Origin of the sequence: Streptomyces sp. BoleA5 (genome assembly GCF_000373665.1) — a bacterium.
Taxonomy (GTDB): Bacteria; Actinomycetota; Actinomycetes; order Streptomycetales; family Streptomycetaceae; genus Actinacidiphila.
On the sequence record NZ_KB892114.1, the window covers coordinates 20184 to 37084 of the forward strand.

The following is a 16901-nucleotide window of genomic DNA, read 5'->3' on the forward strand; positions in this document are numbered from 1 at the left end:
GGGGGGCAGCCCGCGCCGCCGGTGTTGCGGGGAAACCGCACTCACATCTGCGGGAAATCCCCGATGGCCTCTGCGGACGGACAGGGATGCGTTCGCGCGGACGGCGCTGCAGGCTCGGTGACAGTGCTTGAAAGGGCCACCAACCGCCGACCCCACACCTCACCCGAGGCGAACGTCATGCTCTGTGCCACCCTCCCGCCCCAGGCCGGCCCTGCGGACCGGCCGTGGTCCTACGACGCAGCCCAGCAGCTCGTGGATTCAGCCGTGCCGACCGTGGCCGACTTCGCCGCCGTCGAGGTGTCGGACGCCACCGTCTCCGAGCAGGCGGCCATTTCGGGCCTGCCGGCCACCGGGCTCGCCTTCCGGCGGGGCGCCTTCCGGGCGGCCAGGGGCGCGGCGATCCCGCGCGCCTACGAGGTCGGCGAGGTCAGCAGCCTGCCGGCCAGGACGCCGTACCACGCGCCGCTGACCGACCTGCGGCCGCACCTGGTGTTGAACCTCCGCCCGCAGACGGGATGGCTCACCCGCGACCCGGTGCGCGCCCCCCTTCTGCGGATCAGCGGCACGCACTCCCTGCTCGTGATGCCCCTGGACGTCGGGGGTGTCGTCCTCGGCATCGCGGCCTTCTACCGCACGACGGGCTCCCCCGCCTTCTCGCGCGCCGACCTGGTGCTGGCCGGCACCCTGGCCCGCAAGGCGGCCCGGCTGCTGGACGGCGCCCGCCGGCGCCTGGTCCAGAACGCCGCCGGGCGCATCCTGCAGGAGGCGCTGCTGGCACCGCAGGGCCCGCGGGTCAGCGCGATCGAGGATCCGCGCGGGCACCTGCCGTCCTCCGCGGCCCCCGGCGCCTGGGTGGACGTCATCCCGCTGCCCAGTGCCCGGGTGGCCCTGGTGACGGGTACGGTCCGCGGGCAGGGCCTCTCCGCGGCGACCGCGATGAGCCAGCTCAAGGCCGCGGTCCGGGCGCTGGTGCTGCTGGACATGAGCCCCGGTGAGGTCATCTCGCGGCTCCACCGGCCCGCCGCGACCCCCGTGGGCAACGAGGCCGACCGGTGCCTGATCGTCGTCTACGACCCCGTGGCCTGCCGCTGCACCGTGGCGTGCGGCGGCTGCACGGCCGCCGCGCCGGCGCCGCCCCCGGGCGCGGCGGACGGGGACGGCCCCGCGCCAGGCGAGCCGGAGGTCACCGAGTGCGACGTGCCGCCCGGCAGCGTGCTGGTGCTCAGCTGCGGAGCGGACGGGACCCACGCCGGCGCGCAGGAGGCCGGCCAGGTGACCGGGCTGCGTGTGCTGCCCGCCGCCGACGCGGCGGCCGCGGACCCGGCGACGGTGCTCGACGGCGTCCTGCGCACGGCCGCTCCCGGCACGGACCCGGTGCTCCTGGCCGCCCGCACCCGCTGCCTGGACTCCGACGACGTCGCCACCCGCGAGGTGGCCAACGACCCTGCGGCGGTGGCGGACGCACGGGACTGGGCGGACCGGCTGCTGACCGAGTGGAAACTGCCGGAGCTGGCCTTCACCACCACCCTGGTCGTCAGCGAACTCGTCACCAACGCCATCCGTTACTCCACGGGGCCGATCCGGTTGCGCCTCATCCGCGACCGGGTCCTGGTCTGCGAGGTGTCGGACTCCTGCAGCGCCGCCCCGCACCCACGTCACGCCTCTCCCAGCGACCAGGACGGGCGCGGGCTGGCCATCGTCGCGCAGCTCACCGACGCCCAGGGCACCCGCTACACCGCGACGGGCAAGACGGTGTGGGCGGAGCAGCTCATCATCCCGCCGGTCGCCGCGTAGGCCCGGCCGCGCCGGGCCCACACGGCGGCGGGCGTCAGTCGGCGGGGATCTCCGACCGGTCGCCGCCCCAGAGCGTGTGGAAGGAGCCGGACCTGTCCACCCGCTTGTAGGTGTGCGCGCCGAAGAAGTCGCGCTGCCCCTGGATGAGCGCGGCCGGCAGCCGCTCCGCGCGCAGGGCGTCGTAGTACGCGAGCGCCGCGGAGAACCCCGGCGCGGGGACGCCGAGCTGGGCCGCCGTGGAGACGACCCGGCGCCAGGCGGCCTGCGCGCTGCCGAGGGCGTCGGCGAAGTGCGCGTCCGTCAGCAGCGTGGGACGGCCGGGCTCGGAGTCGAAGGCCTCCTTGATGCGGTTGAGGAAGCTCGCCCGGATGATGCAGCCGCCGCGCCAGATCGTCGCCATCGCGCCCGCGTCGATGTCCCAGCCGAACTCCTTGCTGCCCGCCTGGATCAGGTTGAAGCCCTGGGCGTACGCGACGATCTTCGAGGCGTACAGCGCCTGCTCGACGTCGTCGGCGAAGCGGTCGCTCGCCGCGCTGTCCAGCCAGGTCTCGGCCGGCCCGGGCAGTCCGCGCGAGGCGGCGCGCAGCTCCGCGCTGCCGGACAGCGAGCGTGCGAAGACCGCCTCGGCGATGCCGGAGACGGGGACGCCGAACTCCAGGGCGTTCTGCACCGTCCAGCTGCCGGTGCCCTTCTGGCCGGCCTGGTCCAGTACCACGTCGACGAAGGGCTTGCCGGTGTCGGCGTCCGTGTGGGCCAGCACCTCGGCGGTGATCTCGACGAGGTACGACTCCAGGCGGCCGGAGTTCCAGGTGCGGAAGATCTCCGCGATCTCGCCCGGCCGCTTGCCCGCGGCGTGGCGCAGCAGGTCGTAGGCCTCGGCGATGAGCTGCATGTCGGAGTACTCGATGCCGTTGTGGACCATCTTGACGAAGTGTCCGGCACCGTCCGGGCCCACGTGGGTGCAGCAGGGCACCCCGTCGACCTTGGCGGCGATGTCCTCGAGGATCGGGCCCAGGGACTCGTACGACTCCGCCGAGCCGCCCGGCATGATCGAGGGGCCGTTGAGGGCGCCCTCCTCGCCGCCGGAGATCCCGGAGCCGACGAAGTGCAGACCCTGTTCGCGCAGCGCCTTCTCCCGGCGCCTGGTGTCGCGGTAGTCGGCGTTGCCGCCGTCTACGACCATGTCGCCGGGCTCCAGCAGCGGCACCAGCTCGTCGATCACGGCGTCGGTGGGGGCACCGGCCTTGACCATGATGATGATGCGCCGGGGCCGTTCGAGTGAGTCGACGAACTCCTTGAGGGACTCCGCCGGATGGAACTCGCCCTCGCTGCCGAACTCCTCCACCAGGGAGCGCGTCCTGGCCGGGGTGCGGTTGTACAAGGCCACGGGGTGGCCGTGCCGCGCGAGGTTCCGGGCCAGGTTGCGGCCCATGACCGCGAGTCCGGTGACGCCGATGCGGGCCTGCTCCGCCATCTGCGGTTCCTCTCTCTTGCTGTGGTATGGGGGGCACGTACGACGTCCAGCCTGTCAGCCAACCGTCCGGGCGGCCGGGATTCCGGCGGATCCGTCAGCTGCCCGTGCCGATCCGGCCCTGACCCGCTACACGGGCCATCGCACGGCGCAGTCCCCTGGCCGGCGGCGCGGGGACGGCCCCCGCCGGTGCCGGTGCCCGGGCCTGGCTCGCGAGGAGCGCTCCCGTCGTCGCCGACGGTGGTGGCGGGGGCGGCATCGGGGGCGGCGGCATGATGCCGTGGTCGCCCAGGGCCTCGCGCAGCCGGCGCGCGTCCTCCGGGAGGTCGCGGCGCCAGGCCCAGCCGAGGAAGGGGCCCAGCAGCAGCATGCCGCCGCCGAGCTGGCAGGTGACCTGCAACTGGACGAACGCGCCCCGCGAGTGCGGCAGCATCCGGAACGCGAACTCGGGCGTCTGGGTGCCCAGCGGGCTCCACATCCGCCGGCCGCGGTAGGTGATCCGCCGGCAGGGCTGGAAGACCGAGCAGACCAGCCGGTGCTCCCGGTGGCGGCCCGGATAGTGGTAGCGGTAGACGGCCCGCTCGCCGGGGGCGACGGCGTCCGCCGCCACGGCGGCGACACCGGAGTTCCACGACGCGAGGTTGCGGGCGTCGGCAAGGTAGTCGAAGACCTCTTCCACGGTACGGGTGACGATCACGCTCGTAGACACCGTCGGCATCGCAGACCTCCCCGGTGCCGGCGCGGCCAGCATGTGAGCAGAGTGGCTTCTTGGCTCCTCACCGACAGCCTGCGTCCAATCGGGCGGTGTGTCGTGGCGGGTGAGCCGTCCGGGTGAATCCGGGGTACGTGACCGGCGCGAACGGTGTGCGACCGGACCCTCGCGGTCAGTGCCGGACGGGCTCCGTACCGCTCCTGCGGTCGCGGAATTCGCACCACACTGCCTTGCCCGAACCGTGCGGCTCCACGCCCCACGCGTCCGCGAGGCGGTCGACCAGCAGCAGACCGCGTCCGGACACCTCGCGCTCGCCGGGCTGGCGGCGGCGCGGCCAGTTCGCCGCCAGGTCGTGCACCTCGATGCGCAGCCGCCGGGTGACGTCGGGCGTGGCGTGGGCCAGGGAGGGGTCGGGGAGCATGCGCAGGGTGAGCAGGGCGCCGCCGTCGGTGTGCACCAGCGCGTTGGTGATCAGCTCCCCGGCGGCGAGTTCGGCCTCGTCGACCCGGTCGCGCAGGCCCCAGCCGGCCATGGCGCCGCGGACCAGGGCCCGGGCCTCGGAGAGCGCCTCGGGGTCGCCGGGGGCGATGCGCCGGTGCAGCCGGTGCGGCGGGTGCGGGGAGGCGTCGCTGTCGCGCCGGAGCAGCAGCAGGGCCATGTCGTCGTCCGTGGCCTGTTCGCTCATGACGGCGGTGAGGTGGTCGGCGAGGGCCGGTACCTCGACGGGGCCCTCGCACAGCGCCGCGGACAGCCGTCGCACACCGTCGTCGAGGTCGGCGCCGGGTCGCTCGACGAGTCCGTCACTGAACATCAGGAGGGTCTCGCCGGGGCCGAGTTCGGCGGGGGTGACGGGGTAGTCGGGCCTGCCGAACTGGGCGGAGAGGCCGAGCGGCAGCCCGCCCGCGGTGGGCAGCACGCGGACGGTACCGTCGGACTGCCGCACCAGCGGGTCGATGTGCCCGGCGCGCACCAGCAGGGCGGACCCGGTGGCCGGGTCGACCTGGGCGTACAGGCAGGTGGCGAAGCGGTCGGTGTCCAGCTCGTACAGGAAGGCCGAGGCCCGCGCCATGACGCTGGCGGGCGGGTGGCCCTCGCCGGCGTAGGCGCGCAGCGCGATCCGCAACTGGCCCATGACGGCCGCCGCGTGGGTGTCGTGGCCCTGGACGTCACCGATGATGACGGCGACCCGGCCGCCGGGCATCGCCACGACGTCGTACCAGTCGCCGCCGATGTCCCTGGCCAGCCGGGCGGAGCGGTAGCGCACCGCGATCTCGGTGCCTGGGATGCGCGGGATGGTGCGGGGCAGCATCGCGGTCTGCAGCCCCTGCGCGATGTCGTGCTCCTGGTCGAAGAGGATGGCGCGCTGCAGGCTCTGCGCGATGCTGCCGCTGAGCGCGATCAGCAGATGGCGCTCCTGCGGCGAGAAACCCTGCTTGTGGCGGTACAGCAGGCCCAGGGCGCCGATGGGCTGGCCCTGGGCGATCAGCGGGAGGTAGGCGGCGGCGGAGGCGCCGAGCGGCTCGATGTGCGGCCACAACCTGGGGTAGCGCCGGGCGAACTCCTCGCCGGAGGTGATGAAGCGCGGGACGAGGGTCCGTACGACCTCGCTCATCGGGAACTCGTCCTCGATCCGCGTGTACTGCAGCGAGGGCACCCAGCTGTCGGCCTTGGCGTCGCTCACCACGTGGACCCGGCCGGCCTCGACCTGGCCGAGGAAGAGGCTGGCTATGCCGAGCCGGTCCATCCTGGGGTTCCCGGTGAGGGCCGCGGTCACGTCGCGCACGGTCACGGCCTGGGCCAGCGACGCGGTGACCTCCATGACCAGGTTGCTCTCGGCCGGGCGGTCCTCGTCCGCGCGCAGGCACTCCGCGGCCTGGGCGAGTTCGTCGGTGGCGTCGCTGACGAGGCCTATCACCCGGTTCGCGCGGCCGGTCCCGTCGCGGACGATGCGTCCCTGGAAGCGGACCCAGCCGCGGCGGCCGTCACCGCGGGTGAGCCGGCCGAAGGCGAGGAAGGAGGAGCGGCCCTCGGCGAGCGCCTGGGTGATCGCCTCGGTGACGTCGGTGGCCTCGTCGGGCGACAGCCGGGCGAACATGGCCTTCGGGTCCCCGTCGAAGTCCTCCGGGCGCAGGTCCACCGTCCGCAGGGCGTGCTCGTCGAGGTGCACGCGGTCGCGTTCGAGGTCCCAGTCGAAGCCGCCGACGTCGTTGAGCGACATCCGGGCGGCGGCGGGAGCCGGCCAGGCCACCGTCGCGGGCGCAGGGGGCGCCCACTCCCGAGACTCAGCCATCACGCCCTCCGGACCCGCTCCCCGCTGCGCCGAGCCGCACCGGAACGGGGAAAGCGTACCCATACTCCGGTAGGGCGCCATGTTACAGACGTGACGTGTGAGAGAGCCGGGTTTCCGCTGGTTCCGGACACGCCCCCCGGTGGTCGCCCGGCCCCCTCCTTCGGTCCGCCGGACGGCTCAGCGGGACGCCGGCGGCGCGTACTTGTAGCCGACCCGGCGCACGGTGACGATGCTGGCGCGGTGTTCGGGGCCGAGCTTGCGCCGCAGACGGGCGATGTGGACGTCGACGGTGCGCCCGTCGCCCACGTGGCCGTACCCCCAGACCGTGGTGACGAGCTGGTCGCGGGTGTGCACACGGTGCGGGTGCGCCACCAGGTGGGCGAGCAGCTCGAACTCCAGGTACGTGAGGTCGAGCGCGCGCCCCGGTACCCGCGCCTCACGGCGCTCGGCGTCGACGGAGACCGGCAGGCCGGCGGGTGCCGGGGGCTCGGGCGGCGCCTGGCCCTCGACGGGGACGAGGACGAGGTAGCCGACCATCGGCGGCCCGCCCACGCCCGCGGGCATCAGGTGGCCGGGGGCGGGAAGCCAGGTCGCGCCGGGCGGCAGGAAGTCCGGTACGGGCGGGACGTCGCCGCCGCGGGCGTCGCCCGTACGGACGGCGCGCAGGTGCAGGCGGTTGGCGGCGGGCAGGGGCGGTGACTGCGTGCCGGTGCTGGAGGACATGCGGGTCTCGGCTCTCGCGCGAAGGGTCGTCGGACGACGTGTTGCGCGGGACCGCCGGGAGGCCGGCAGCGGGCGGCGACCGGGAGGGACGGCGTCAGCTGGGGACCGGGGTCCGCGCGGGGACCGCGCGACAACACTCCCGGTCGAACTGGTACTCCTGCCTGGACGGCCAGAACGGCTCGAGGTCGCTGCGACCTGTCGCGGTGTCAATGAGGCTGGCCATGGCACCCATTGAACCAGACGCGGCGCCCACCGGGACAGGGAGAACCCGCTACGCGGCTCTGACCAGGCGTTACAGCGGTTGCGGCTCGGGCTGGGGCTCGGGATCGGGCTCCGGCTGCGGGGGCGGCGCGGGCACCGGGTCGGGCGTCGGGCCGGGAACGGGATGCGGGGCGGGCGGCACGGGGTCGGGCGGGAAGGGCGGCACCGGGCTCGGGGCGGGCGGCACGGGCGGCACCGTGGCGCGGCGCGCTGGGGCGGTCATGACGTTCTGCCTCCTCGGACTCGCCGGAACGGATCTTGCGCTGCGCTTACCCGGCCCTCCCCGTCCTACCCGTCCTATCCTCAGCCTCATGACCTGGTTGCGCGCCCTGCGCCGCAGCGCCCGCGAGGGGCTGCGGATCGAGCGCGCCGGGCTCGAACCGCTCGTCGCGCTGCGCGCCGCGGCGGGCGTCGCCATCGTCATCGGGCTGTCGCTGTGGCTGGCCGGCCCCCTGGTCGCCGCCTCCTCCGCGTTCGGCGCCTTCGCCTCCGGCATGGCCACCTTCCAGCGCAGTTGGCGGCCCCGGCCGGTGCTGGCGCTGGTCGCCGCCGGCGGGCTCGCCGTCAGCACCTTCCTGGGCTACCTGGCGGGGGCGCACTGGTGGGTGTTCGTGGTGCTGCTGGCGGTCTGGGCCTTCCTGGCGGGCATGGCCTGGGCGCTGGGGGCCACCGCCGGCATCGTCTCGTCGCTGACCGTCGCCGTCATGCTGGTCGTGATCACCCTGCCGACGTCCGCGCTGAGCGCCTTCGGCCACGCCCTGGTCATCGCGGCGGGCGGGGTCGTGCAGGCGGCGCTGATCGTGCTGTTCCCGGTGCGCCGCTGGGGCCTGCAGCGCGACGCGCTGGCCGACGCCTTCGCGGCGGAGGCCGACTACGCGCGGCGGCTGCGGCACGACCCGTTCGCGCCGTTCGACCCCGAGCCGCTGATGACCGCGCGCAGCGCGGCCGTCATCACCGACCGGCAGGCGCGGCGGCGCCCGGCCGCGCTGCGCGGGAAGCGGGTGCTGGCCGAGCGCATCCGCCCCGTTCTGACCTCGCTCGCCGATCCGACGGTCGGCGCGGCCGCCGAGGGGCCGGAGCGCGACCGGGCCCGCGAACTGCTGGCCGCGGCGGCCTCGGTGCTGGACGCGGTGGCACGCGCGGTCCGCGAGGCCGAGCCGGTGCGCGTACCGCCGGAGGCGGAGTCCGTGGTGCTCGTCGAACCCGCCCCGGAGGAGCGCTTGACCGGGCCCGCCCGGCGCACCGCGCTGCGGCTCGTCGCGCTGCTCAGCGAGGCGGTCTCCTCCGCCGCCGGCCGCGGCGGCTCGGTGAGCACCGACACCGCGCACCTGCGCCGCCCCAGCGTGCCCGAGCTCCTGCCGCTCGCCGTGCGCACCGTGCGGCGCGAGGTTCGTTTCGACTCCCCCGTCCTCCGGCACGCCGTCCGGCTGGCGGCCGTCACCCCCGCGGGCTACGCCCTCGGCGCGGCCCTGCCGCTCGGCCACGGCTACTGGGCGCCGCTGACCTCGGTGCTGGTGATGCGGCCCGACTTCTCGCAGACGTACGGCCGCAGCGTGGCCCGCTTCGTCGGGACCCTCGCGGGCGTCACCGTGGCGACCGCGGTGATGCAGTCCTTCGCCCCGGGGCCGTACCCCTGCGCCGCACTGGCGGTGGTGTCCGTCGCCCTGATGTACGGGCTGATGCGCACCGGCTATCTGGTCTCCCAGGTGGCCGCGTCGGCGTACGTGGTCTTCCTGCTCGGCATGGCCGGTTCCAGCTGGACGCAGACGGTGCCCGACCGCGTGCTGCTCACGATGCTCGGCGGGGTGCTGGCGATGGCCGCGTACGCGCTCTTCCCGGCGTGGGAGACCCCGCGGCTGCGGAACCGCCTGGCCGACCGCGTCAAGGCCACCGGGCAGTACGCCGCCGCCGCGATGGAGGCCCATGCCGCCCCCGCGCGGGGACGGCGCGAAGCCGTGCGGGCGGCCCTGCTGGACGCCCGCGCGGCCGCGCTCGCCTGGGACCAGGCCGTCGCCCGTGCCGACGCCGAACCCGTGCGGGGCCGCGGCCTGTCCCGCCGCGCCGCCGACGGCGCCGACGCGGCCCTGTCGGCCATGGGCCGCGTCCCCATGCTCATGGAGGCGCACCTACCGGCCCCCGACGCCGACCCGGTCCCGGACGCCGCGCCCTTCGCCCGGCACCTGCGCACGGCCACGGCGGACGCCGCCACCGCGGTCCGCGAACGACGCTCCCCGGACTTCGCCCCCGTGCGCGCCGCTCTTCAGGCCTGGCCCCGCTCGGACTCCGACCGCATCGTCCGCCGCAGCGCCGAACTCCTCATGGAGACCCTCGACGACCTCGAAGCGGCCCTGCGCCCCCGGCCCCGCACCCGTCCCGCCCGCCGCCGCTGACGCCTCCCGGCGGGGGCCGGGGGCCGGGGGCACGGACGGCCGCGAACAGGCCGGCCGGGGTCAGCGGATGGGCATGCCCGACAGGGTGCGGGCGATCACCAGGCGCTGGATCTCGCTCGTGCCCTCGAAGATCGTGTAGATGGCGGCATCCCTGTGCATGCGTTCCACGGGGTACTCACGGGTGAAGCCGTTGCCGCCGAGGATCTGGATGGCCTGGGCGGTGACCTTCTTCGCCGTCTCGCTCGCGTACAGCTTGGACATCGAGCCCTCGGCCGAGGTGAAGGGCTTGCCCGAGACCGCCATCCAGGAGGCGCGCCAGACCAGCAGGCGGGCCGCGTCGACCTGGGTGCGCATGTCGGCCAGCTGGAAGGCGACGCCCTGGTTGTCGATGATGGGGCGGCCGAACTGGGTGCGGGTCATGGCGTAGTCGAGGGCGACCTCGTACGCGGCGCGGGCCGTGCCCACGGCCATCGCGCCGACGGCCGGACGGGAGGCCTCGAAGGTGGCCATGGCGGCGTTCTTCACACGTTCGCCGCCCCGGGCCCGCTCGCGGGCCCGGGCGAGGCGCTCGTCGAGCTTCTCCTTGCCGCCGAGCAGGCAACTTCCCGGGACCCGGGCCCCGTCGAGCACGACCTCGGCCGTGTGCGAGGCGCGGATGCCGTGCTTCTTGAACTTCTGCCCCTGGGAGAGCCCGGGGGTGTTCGGCGGCACGATGAAGGAGGCGTGGCCCTTGGATCCGAGCTCCGGGTCGACGACGGCGACGACGACGTGGACATTGGCTATGCCGCCGTTGGTCGCCCAGGTCTTGGTGCCGTTCAGGACCCACTCGTCCTTGGCCTCGTCGTACACGGCGGTGGTGCGCATCGAGCCGACGTCGGAGCCCGCGTCGGGCTCGGAGGAGCAGAAGGCGGCGACCTTCACGTCGTTGACGTCGCCGTACATCTGGGGGATCCAGGTACCGATCTGCTCCTCGGTGCCGTTCGCCAGCACGCCGACGGCGGCCAGGCCGGTGCCGACGATGGACAGGCCGATGCCCGCATCGCCCCAGAAGAGCTCCTCCATGGCGATCGGGATGCCGAGGCCGGTCGGGTCGAAGTACTGCTGGGCGTAGAAGTCGAGCGAGTAGAGTCCGATCTTCGCGGCCTCCTGGATCACCGGCCAGGGGGTCTCCTCGCGCTCGTCCCACTCCGCCGCAGCCGGGCGCATGACGTCGGCCGCGAAGCCGTGGATCCAGTCGCGCACCGATTTCTGGTCGTCGTCGAGCTCGAGCGAGAAGTCGCCCATCGTCCCCTCCACGTGCTTGTTACTTGCGGTAACGCCCAGTGTGTTACCGGCCGGTAAGGGATGTCAACCGGACTTGGGGTGTTACGTTGCGCAGGCGCGAGGAAATTCGAACGGGCGGGGAGGCTCGGGTGGACACCAGCCAGCGGCGGGAGCAGCGAACGGCATCCGCGGCGGAGGAACGGCGCAGGGAACTCCTCGAGGCCGCGGACCGCGTCGTGCTGCGGGACGGCCCCGAGGCGTCCATGAACGCCATCGCCGCCGAGGCGGGCATCACCAAGCCCATTCTGTACCGCCACTTCGGCGACAAGAGCGGACTTTACCGAGCCCTGGCAAAGCGCCACACCGACGCGCTGCTCGCCAACCTGCGGGCCGCCCTCGACGCGCCCAACGAGCGCCGCGACCGGGTGGAGGCCACCCTCGACGCGTACCTGTCGGCCATCGAGGCCCGACCGCAGGTCTACCGCTTCCTGATGCACCCCGCCGAGAACGCCGCCGACTCCGACCGCGGATTCGACATCGGCCGCCACTCCGCCCCCGTGCTGCGCCGCATGGGCGAGGAACTGGCCGGCTTCATCGCCGAGCGGCTCGACCTCGGCCCGGAGGGCCGGCTCGCGGCCCGGGTGTGGGGGCACGGCATCGTCGGCATGATGCACGCGGCCGGGGACTGGTGGCTGGGCGAGCGCCCCGTCGCCCGCGACGTCCTCGTCCGCCACCTCGCCGACCTGCTGTGGGGCCGCCTCGCCGCCGTCGGCGACCGCCCGGGCGCAGCGGGCCTCTGACCGGCCAGGGCGCGTCGTCACATGGGCTCCCCCAGCTACCGCCGGGAGGGGCCCCAGGTGCGGTGCATCGCAAGGCGGAGAGTCGTCCTCGTCGTGGGCTACTCGGACGATTCGACAACGCAGCGTGGGGGCACCTCCCAGCGGAGCCGGGGCTAGAGCGAAACGCCGTCGCCGGGCGCCCAGGGGGCCCGGCGGACCGCGCGCAGCGCGCGGTGGCGGCGCAGGCCGGTGAGCCGGTCGGTGAACAGGCCGCCGCCGAGGTGGTCGCACTCGTGCTGGAGGCAGCGGGCGAAGAAGCCGGTGCCCTCCACGCGCAGCGGTGCGCCGTCCTTGTCGACGCCCTCGATCACGCTCTCGTCGTGCCGGGCGGTGCCCGCGTGCACGCCCGGCAGCGACAGGCAGCCCTCGTGGCCGGTCACCACGACCCCGTCGTTGTGCACGAGCCGGGGATTGACCACGTGTCCGAGATGCCGGACGTCCTCGTCGTCCGGGCAGTCGAAGACGAACACCCGCAGCGGCACGCCGATCTGGTTCGCGGCCAGCCCCACCCCGTCGTGCGCGTACATCGTGGCGAACAAGTCCTCGACGAGGGAAGCGAGTTCGGCATCGAAGACGGTCACCTCGCGGCAGGGTTCCCGGAGCCCGGGATCACCGAGCAGCCGCATCGGGCGGACGGTCCCGGAGCTGCCGGGGATGGGGGTGTGTCGCATGCCGGCCAGCGTACGGGGGCGGCTCGTTTCAGCGCCGGTGGGGGAAGTGGATAGGCTGATCGGCGACCGATGCCTTCCGGCCGGTGCAACGGCCCCGGTGCGCACACCGCGGCCGACCGCCGGAAAGGTGAGCGGGGGCGGACGCGAGGAGGATGTGGAGACGATGGCAGGCAACGCGGAGCCACTGTCGCCGCGGGCGAAGCTGGCCGTGACGGCGGGCAAGGCCGCGGCGGCGGTGTCGCGGGCGGCGGGGCGCGGCAGCGGATCGGTGATCGGCGGCCGGGTGGCGCTGAAACTCGACCCGGATCTACTGGCCCGGCTGGCGACCCATCTCGACGTCGTGCTCGTTTCGGCCACCAACGGCAAGACCACCACGACGCGGCTGCTCGCCGAGGCGCTGCGCGCCAACGGCGAGGTCGTCTCCAACGCCCTGGGCGCCAACATGCCGGCCGGCATCACCTCGGCGCTCGCCGGCGGCTCCGAGGCGCGCTACGGCGTGATCGAGGTCGACGAGAAGTACCTGGCCGGCGTGGCCCGTGACGTCAAGCCCAAGGCCATCGCCCTGCTCAACCTCTCCCGCGACCAGCTGGACCGCGCGGCCGAGACCCGTATGCTCGCCGAGAAGTGGCGCGAGGGCCTGGCGGGCTCGGACGCCGTCATCATCGCCAACGCCGACGACCCCCTGATCACCTGGGCCGCCTCCTCGTGCCCGACCGTCGTCTGGGTCGCCGCCGGCCAGGAGTGGAAGGACGACGCCTGGTCCTGCCCCTCGTGCGGCGGTGTCCTGCAGCGGCCGGCCGAGGACTGGTTCTGCGGCGAGTGCGGTTTCCGCCGCCCGACGGCGACCTGGGCGCTCTCCGGCGACCACGTGATCGACCCGTACGGGTCCGCCTGGCCGATCCAGCTCCAGCTGCCCGGCCGCGCCAACAAGTCCAACGCCGCCGTGTCCGCCGCCGCCGCGGCCGCCTTCGGGGTGGACCCCAAGGTCGCCCTGGAGCGGATGTACAAGGTGCAGGCCGTCGCCGGCCGCTACGACGTGGTGCAGTTCCAGGACCGCGACGTCCGGCTGCTGCTGGCGAAGAACCCGGCCGGCTGGCTGGAGACCTTCTCGCTGATCGACGGCCCGCCGACCCCGGTGATCCTCTCGGTGAACGCCCGCGGGGCCGACGGCACGGACACCTCCTGGCTGTGGGACGTGGACTACACCCGTCTGGCCGGGCACCCGATCCGGGTCATCGGCGACCGGAAACTGGACCTCGCGGTCCGCCTCGAGGTCGCGGGCCTGGACTTCCAGGTGTGCCAGGACTTCGACGAGGCGGTGCGCACCTCGCCGGCCGGCCGGATCGAGGCCATCGCCAACTACACCGCCTTCCAGGACCTCCGCCGCCGCGTCGGCAACTGACCGAAGACCCGTTTCGACAGGAGAACACGCTGTGAGCGACTCCAGCCTGCGTCTGGTGTGGGTCTACCCCGACCTGCTGAGCACCTACGGTGACCAGGGCAACGTCCTGGTCACCGAGCGCCGGGCCCGCCAGCGGCGGGTGCCGGTCACCCGGATCGACGTACGGTCCGACCAGCCGATCCCGACCTCCGGTGACATCTACCTCATCGGCGGCGGCGAGGACCGCCCGCAGCGGCTGGCCGCCGAGCGGCTGCGCCGCGACGGCGGGCTGAACCGCGCGGTCGACAACGGCGCCATCGTCTTCTCGGTGTGCGCCGGCTACCAGATCATCGGCCACGAGTTCGTCAACGACCTCGGCCGCCCCGAGCCGGGCCTCGGCCTGCTGGACGTGGTGAGCGTCCGCGGCGAGGGCGAGCGCTGCGTCGGCGACGTGCTGGCCGACATCGACCCCGCGCTCGGCCTGCCGCCGCTGACCGGCTTCGAGAACCACCAGGGCGTCACCCACGTCGGCAAGAACGCCCGCCCCCTGGCCCGAACCCGCTTCGGCAACGGCAACGGCACCGGGGACGGCACCGAGGGCGCGTACAACGAGACCGTGTTCGGCACCTACATGCACGGCCCCGTCATGGCCCGCAACCCGCAGATCGCGGACATGCTGATCAAGCTGGCGATGGACGTCAGGGCCCTGCCGCCGGTCGACGACCAGTGGTACGAGGCGCTGCGCGCCGAGCGCATCGCGGCGGCGAGCCAGCCCGCCTGAGGCCCGCACCGTCGCGGGCCGGACCGGGGGACAACGGGGGCCGGGGCCGGGTGGTGTCCGCACTGCGGGCGGCGTTTCCGCAGCCCGGACCCGGCTCGATAACCTAGCGGCAGCGGTGCGCGTCGCCGCGGGTCCATCCGGACGACGAGGTCCGGCGCCCGGATCGATCTTTCAGGAGTAACCAGCAAATGCGTATTGGTGTGCTGACGAGCGGCGGCGACTGCCCCGGCCTCAACGCCGTCATCCGGTCGGTCGTGCACCGCGCGGTCGTCGACCACGGGGACGAGGTCATAGGCTTCCACGACGGGTGGAAGGGCCTCCTCGAGTGCGACTACCGCAAGCTCGACCTCGACGCGGTGGGAGGCATCCTGGCCCGTGGCGGCACCATCCTCGGCTCCTCCCGGGTCCGCCCCGAGCACCTGCGGGACGGTGTGGAGCGGGCCAAGGGCCATGTCGCCGACCTGGGCCTGGACGCGATCATCCCGATCGGCGGCGAGGGCACCCTCAAGGCCGCCCGGCTGCTGTCCGACAACGGGCTGCCGATCGTGGGCGTGCCCAAGACGATCGACAACGACATCGCCTCCACCGACGTCACCTTCGGCTTCGACACCGCCGTGACGGTGGCCACCGAGGCGCTGGACCGTCTGAAGACCACCGCCGAGTCGCACCAGCGCGTGCTGATCGTCGAGGTCATGGGCCGGCACACCGGCTGGATCGCCCTGCACTCCGGCATGGCCGCCGGTGCGCACGCGATCGTCGTGCCGGAGCGCCCCTTCGACGTCGACGAGCTGACCCAGCGGGTCGGCGAGCGCTTCTCCGCGGGCAAGAAGTTCGCGATCGTCGTGGTCTCGGAGGGCGCGAAGCCCCGCGAGGGCACGATGAACTTCGAGTCGGGCGCCAAGGACGTCTACGGCCACGAGCGCTTCACCGGCATCGCCACCCGGCTCTCGATCGAGCTGGAGGAGCGGCTGGGCAAGGAGGCCCGCCCGGTCATCCTCGGCCACGTGCAGCGCGGCGGCACCCCCACCGCCTACGACCGGGTACTGGCCACCCGCTTCGGCTGGCACGCGGTCGAGGCCGCGCACAACGGCGACTTCGGCATGATGACGGCGCTGCGCGGCACCGACATCACGCTGGTGCCGCTGGCCGAGGCCGTCGAGCACCTCAAGACCGTCCCGGCCGAGCGGTACGTCGAGGCCGAGTGCGTGCTGTGACGCGCTGATCGCGCTCCCAGGCCCTGTCGCCGCCCCCGGTCGCAAGCGCGGCCGGGGGCGGCTCTAGTCTGGTGCGGGCGCACCCGCCCCAACCGGCACAATGCCGACGGCTCGGTGCGTGCGCAGGCGCGACAGGAGAGTGACGGATGGACCACGGCGGACACGGGATGACGACGGAGCTCCCGCCGTTCACCCTTGGCCGGGGGCTCGAGTTCAGCGGGGATCCGGTCTTCCTGGCCGGCTGTGTGCTCGCGCTCGTGCTCTACGGCTGGGGGGTCGTACGACTGCTGCGGCGCGGCGACCGCTGGCCCGCCGGCCGGATCGTCGCCTTCGTCGCCGGAGTGCTCTCCATCGCCCTGGTGATGTGCACCGCGCTGAACGACTACGGCATGGTCATGTTCAGCGTCCACATGGTGCAGCACATGGTCGTCAGCATGGTCTCCCCCATCCTCCTGCTGCTGGGCGCCCCGGTGACCCTGACGCTGCGGGCGCTGCCGGCGGCGGGACGCGGCCGCAGGGGCCCGCGGGAGCTGCTGGTCGCGCTGCTGCACAGCCGCTACATGCGGGTGATCACGCATCCGGCGTTCACCATCCCGCTGTTCATCGCCAGCCTGTACGGGCTCTACTTCACCCCGCTGTTCGACACCCTCATGGGCAGCCGCACCGGGCATATCGCGATGATGGTCCACTTCCTCGCCGTGGGCCTGGTGTTCTTCTGGCCGATCATGGGCGTGGACCCGGGACCGAACCGGCCGAGCCATGTGATGCGCATCCTGGAGCTGTTCGCCGGGATGCCGTTCCACGCCTTCTTCGGCATCGCCCTGATGATGGCGAGCGAGCCGATGATCGGCGCCTTCCAGCACCCGCCCGCCTCGCTGGGGATCGACGCGCTGGACGACCAGACCGCGGCCGGCGGCATCGCGTGGGCGTTCAGCGAGATCCCGTCCGTGATCGTACTCGTCGCGCTGCTGATCCAGTGGTACACCTCCGACCAGCGCCAGGCGCGTCGCAAGGACCGCGCCGCGGACCGTGACGGCGACGCGGAACTGGCAGCCTACAACGCGTACTTGGCATCCTTGGAGGCACGGGGTCGCGGCTGACGGGGCCGCCC

General features: G+C 73.7%; 15 protein-coding genes. 7 read left to right on the forward strand and 8 right to left on the reverse strand.

Annotation, left to right across the window (positions count from 1 at the left end):
- Nucleotides 1-177: 177 nt before the first annotated feature.
- Nucleotides 178-1794, forward strand: a complete 1617-nt coding sequence (locus tag B085_RS43820) for a SpoIIE family protein phosphatase (protein ID WP_158689827.1) — start codon at nt 178-180, stop codon at nt 1792-1794.
- A 34-nt stretch (nt 1795-1828) separates the two neighbouring features.
- Here B085_RS43820 and gndA read toward each other — a convergent pair whose 3' ends face one another.
- The 6 genes from gndA to B085_RS47385 form a co-directional block, all read right to left on the reverse strand.
- The gene (gene gndA / locus B085_RS0126295) at nt 1829-3268 is read right to left on the reverse strand and encodes an NADP-dependent phosphogluconate dehydrogenase (RefSeq protein WP_018561595.1); all 1440 of its coding nucleotides are present in this window, start codon (nt 3266-3268) and stop codon (nt 1829-1831) included.
- A 94-nt stretch (nt 3269-3362) separates the two neighbouring features.
- Nucleotides 3363-3983: an SRPBCC family protein gene (locus B085_RS0126300; protein ID WP_158689828.1), complete on the reverse strand. Its 621-nt coding sequence runs from the start codon at nt 3981-3983 to the stop codon at nt 3363-3365.
- A gap of 166 nt (nt 3984-4149) precedes the next feature.
- Nucleotides 4150-6267, reverse strand: a complete 2118-nt coding sequence (locus tag B085_RS0126305; protein ID WP_051102171.1) for an ATP-binding SpoIIE family protein phosphatase — start codon at nt 6265-6267, stop codon at nt 4150-4152.
- Between the two features lie 177 nt (nt 6268-6444).
- The gene (locus B085_RS0126310) at nt 6445-6990 is read right to left on the reverse strand and encodes a winged helix-turn-helix domain-containing protein (protein ID WP_018561598.1); all 546 of its coding nucleotides are present in this window, start codon (nt 6988-6990) and stop codon (nt 6445-6447) included.
- 94 nt (nt 6991-7084) lie between these two features.
- Nucleotides 7085-7213: a hypothetical protein gene (locus tag B085_RS51515; RefSeq protein ID WP_267881099.1), complete on the reverse strand. Its 129-nt coding sequence runs from the start codon at nt 7211-7213 to the stop codon at nt 7085-7087.
- Nucleotides 7214-7282: 69 nt separating this feature from the next.
- Nucleotides 7283-7474, reverse strand: coding sequence for a hypothetical protein (locus B085_RS47385; RefSeq protein ID WP_086020737.1), 192 nt, complete (start codon nt 7472-7474; stop codon nt 7283-7285).
- A gap of 88 nt (nt 7475-7562) precedes the next feature.
- Between B085_RS47385 and B085_RS0126320 the strand changes: the two genes are divergently transcribed.
- Nucleotides 7563-9641 carry an FUSC family protein gene (locus B085_RS0126320; protein WP_026251466.1) on the forward strand — a complete coding sequence of 693 codons (2079 nt, stop codon included), beginning with the start codon at nt 7563-7565 and terminating at the stop codon, nt 9639-9641.
- A gap of 60 nt (nt 9642-9701) precedes the next feature.
- Here B085_RS0126320 and B085_RS0126325 read toward each other — a convergent pair whose 3' ends face one another.
- Entirely contained in the window at nt 9702-10925 is a 1224-nt protein-coding gene (locus B085_RS0126325; protein WP_018561601.1) for an acyl-CoA dehydrogenase family protein, read from the reverse strand.
- A 128-nt stretch (nt 10926-11053) separates the two neighbouring features.
- Between B085_RS0126325 and B085_RS0126330 the strand changes: the two genes are divergently transcribed.
- On the forward strand, nt 11054-11704 hold the full coding sequence (locus B085_RS0126330; RefSeq protein WP_018561602.1) for a TetR family transcriptional regulator: 651 nt from the start codon (nt 11054-11056) through the stop codon (nt 11702-11704).
- A gap of 152 nt (nt 11705-11856) precedes the next feature.
- On the opposite strand, the gene def is transcribed toward B085_RS0126330, so the two are convergent.
- Nucleotides 11857-12414 (reverse strand): peptide deformylase, encoded by a 558-nt coding sequence (gene def, locus B085_RS0126335; RefSeq protein ID WP_018561603.1) that lies wholly within the window; start codon nt 12412-12414, stop codon nt 11857-11859.
- Nucleotides 12415-12577: 163 nt separating this feature from the next.
- Here def and B085_RS0126340 point away from each other — a divergent pair, with 163 nt between their 5' ends.
- The 4 genes from B085_RS0126340 (at nt 12578) to B085_RS0126355 (ending at nt 16890) form a co-directional block, all read left to right on the forward strand.
- Nucleotides 12578-13816 (forward strand): MurT ligase domain-containing protein, encoded by a 1239-nt coding sequence (locus tag B085_RS0126340; protein ID WP_026251467.1) that lies wholly within the window; start codon nt 12578-12580, stop codon nt 13814-13816.
- A gap of 31 nt (nt 13817-13847) precedes the next feature.
- Nucleotides 13848-14576, forward strand: coding sequence for a type 1 glutamine amidotransferase (locus B085_RS0126345; RefSeq protein WP_018561605.1), 729 nt, complete (start codon nt 13848-13850; stop codon nt 14574-14576).
- Nucleotides 14577-14764: 188 nt separating this feature from the next.
- Nucleotides 14765-15790, forward strand: a complete 1026-nt coding sequence (locus tag B085_RS0126350; protein ID WP_026251468.1) for a 6-phosphofructokinase — start codon at nt 14765-14767, stop codon at nt 15788-15790.
- Nucleotides 15791-15936: 146 nt separating this feature from the next.
- Entirely contained in the window at nt 15937-16890 is a 954-nt protein-coding gene (locus B085_RS0126355) for a cytochrome c oxidase assembly protein (RefSeq protein ID WP_018561607.1), read from the forward strand.
- The last annotated feature ends 11 nt before the right edge of the window (nt 16891-16901 follow it).

What these genes read in the sequence shown, in the direction of transcription:
- B085_RS0126340 (WP_026251467.1), top strand. Translation starts at nt 12,578, where the DNA reads ATGGCAGGCAACGCGGAGCCACTGTCGCCGCGGGCGAAGCTGGCCGTG.
- B085_RS51515 (WP_267881099.1), bottom strand. Translation starts at nt 7,213, where the DNA reads ATGGCCAGCCTCATTGACACCGCGACAGGTCGCAGCGACCTCGAGCCG.
- gndA (WP_018561595.1), bottom strand. Translation starts at nt 3,268, where the DNA reads ATGGCGGAGCAGGCCCGCATCGGCGTCACCGGACTCGCGGTCATGGGC.
- B085_RS0126305 (WP_051102171.1), bottom strand. Translation starts at nt 6,267, where the DNA reads ATGGCTGAGTCTCGGGAGTGGGCGCCCCCTGCGCCCGCGACGGTGGCC.
- def (WP_018561603.1), bottom strand. Translation starts at nt 12,414, where the DNA reads ATGCGACACACCCCCATCCCCGGCAGCTCCGGGACCGTCCGCCCGATG.
- B085_RS0126320 (WP_026251466.1), top strand. Translation starts at nt 7,563, where the DNA reads ATGACCTGGTTGCGCGCCCTGCGCCGCAGCGCCCGCGAGGGGCTGCGG.
- B085_RS0126325 (WP_018561601.1), bottom strand. Translation starts at nt 10,925, where the DNA reads ATGGGCGACTTCTCGCTCGAGCTCGACGACGACCAGAAATCGGTGCGC.
- B085_RS43820 (WP_158689827.1), top strand. Translation starts at nt 178, where the DNA reads ATGCTCTGTGCCACCCTCCCGCCCCAGGCCGGCCCTGCGGACCGGCCG.
- B085_RS0126300 (WP_158689828.1), bottom strand. Translation starts at nt 3,983, where the DNA reads ATGCCGACGGTGTCTACGAGCGTGATCGTCACCCGTACCGTGGAAGAG.
- B085_RS0126310 (WP_018561598.1), bottom strand. Translation starts at nt 6,990, where the DNA reads ATGTCCTCCAGCACCGGCACGCAGTCACCGCCCCTGCCCGCCGCCAAC.
- B085_RS0126350 (WP_026251468.1), top strand. Translation starts at nt 14,765, where the DNA reads ATGCGTATTGGTGTGCTGACGAGCGGCGGCGACTGCCCCGGCCTCAAC.
- B085_RS0126355 (WP_018561607.1), top strand. Translation starts at nt 15,937, where the DNA reads ATGGACCACGGCGGACACGGGATGACGACGGAGCTCCCGCCGTTCACC.
- B085_RS47385 (WP_086020737.1), bottom strand. Translation starts at nt 7,474, where the DNA reads ATGACCGCCCCAGCGCGCCGCGCCACGGTGCCGCCCGTGCCGCCCGCC.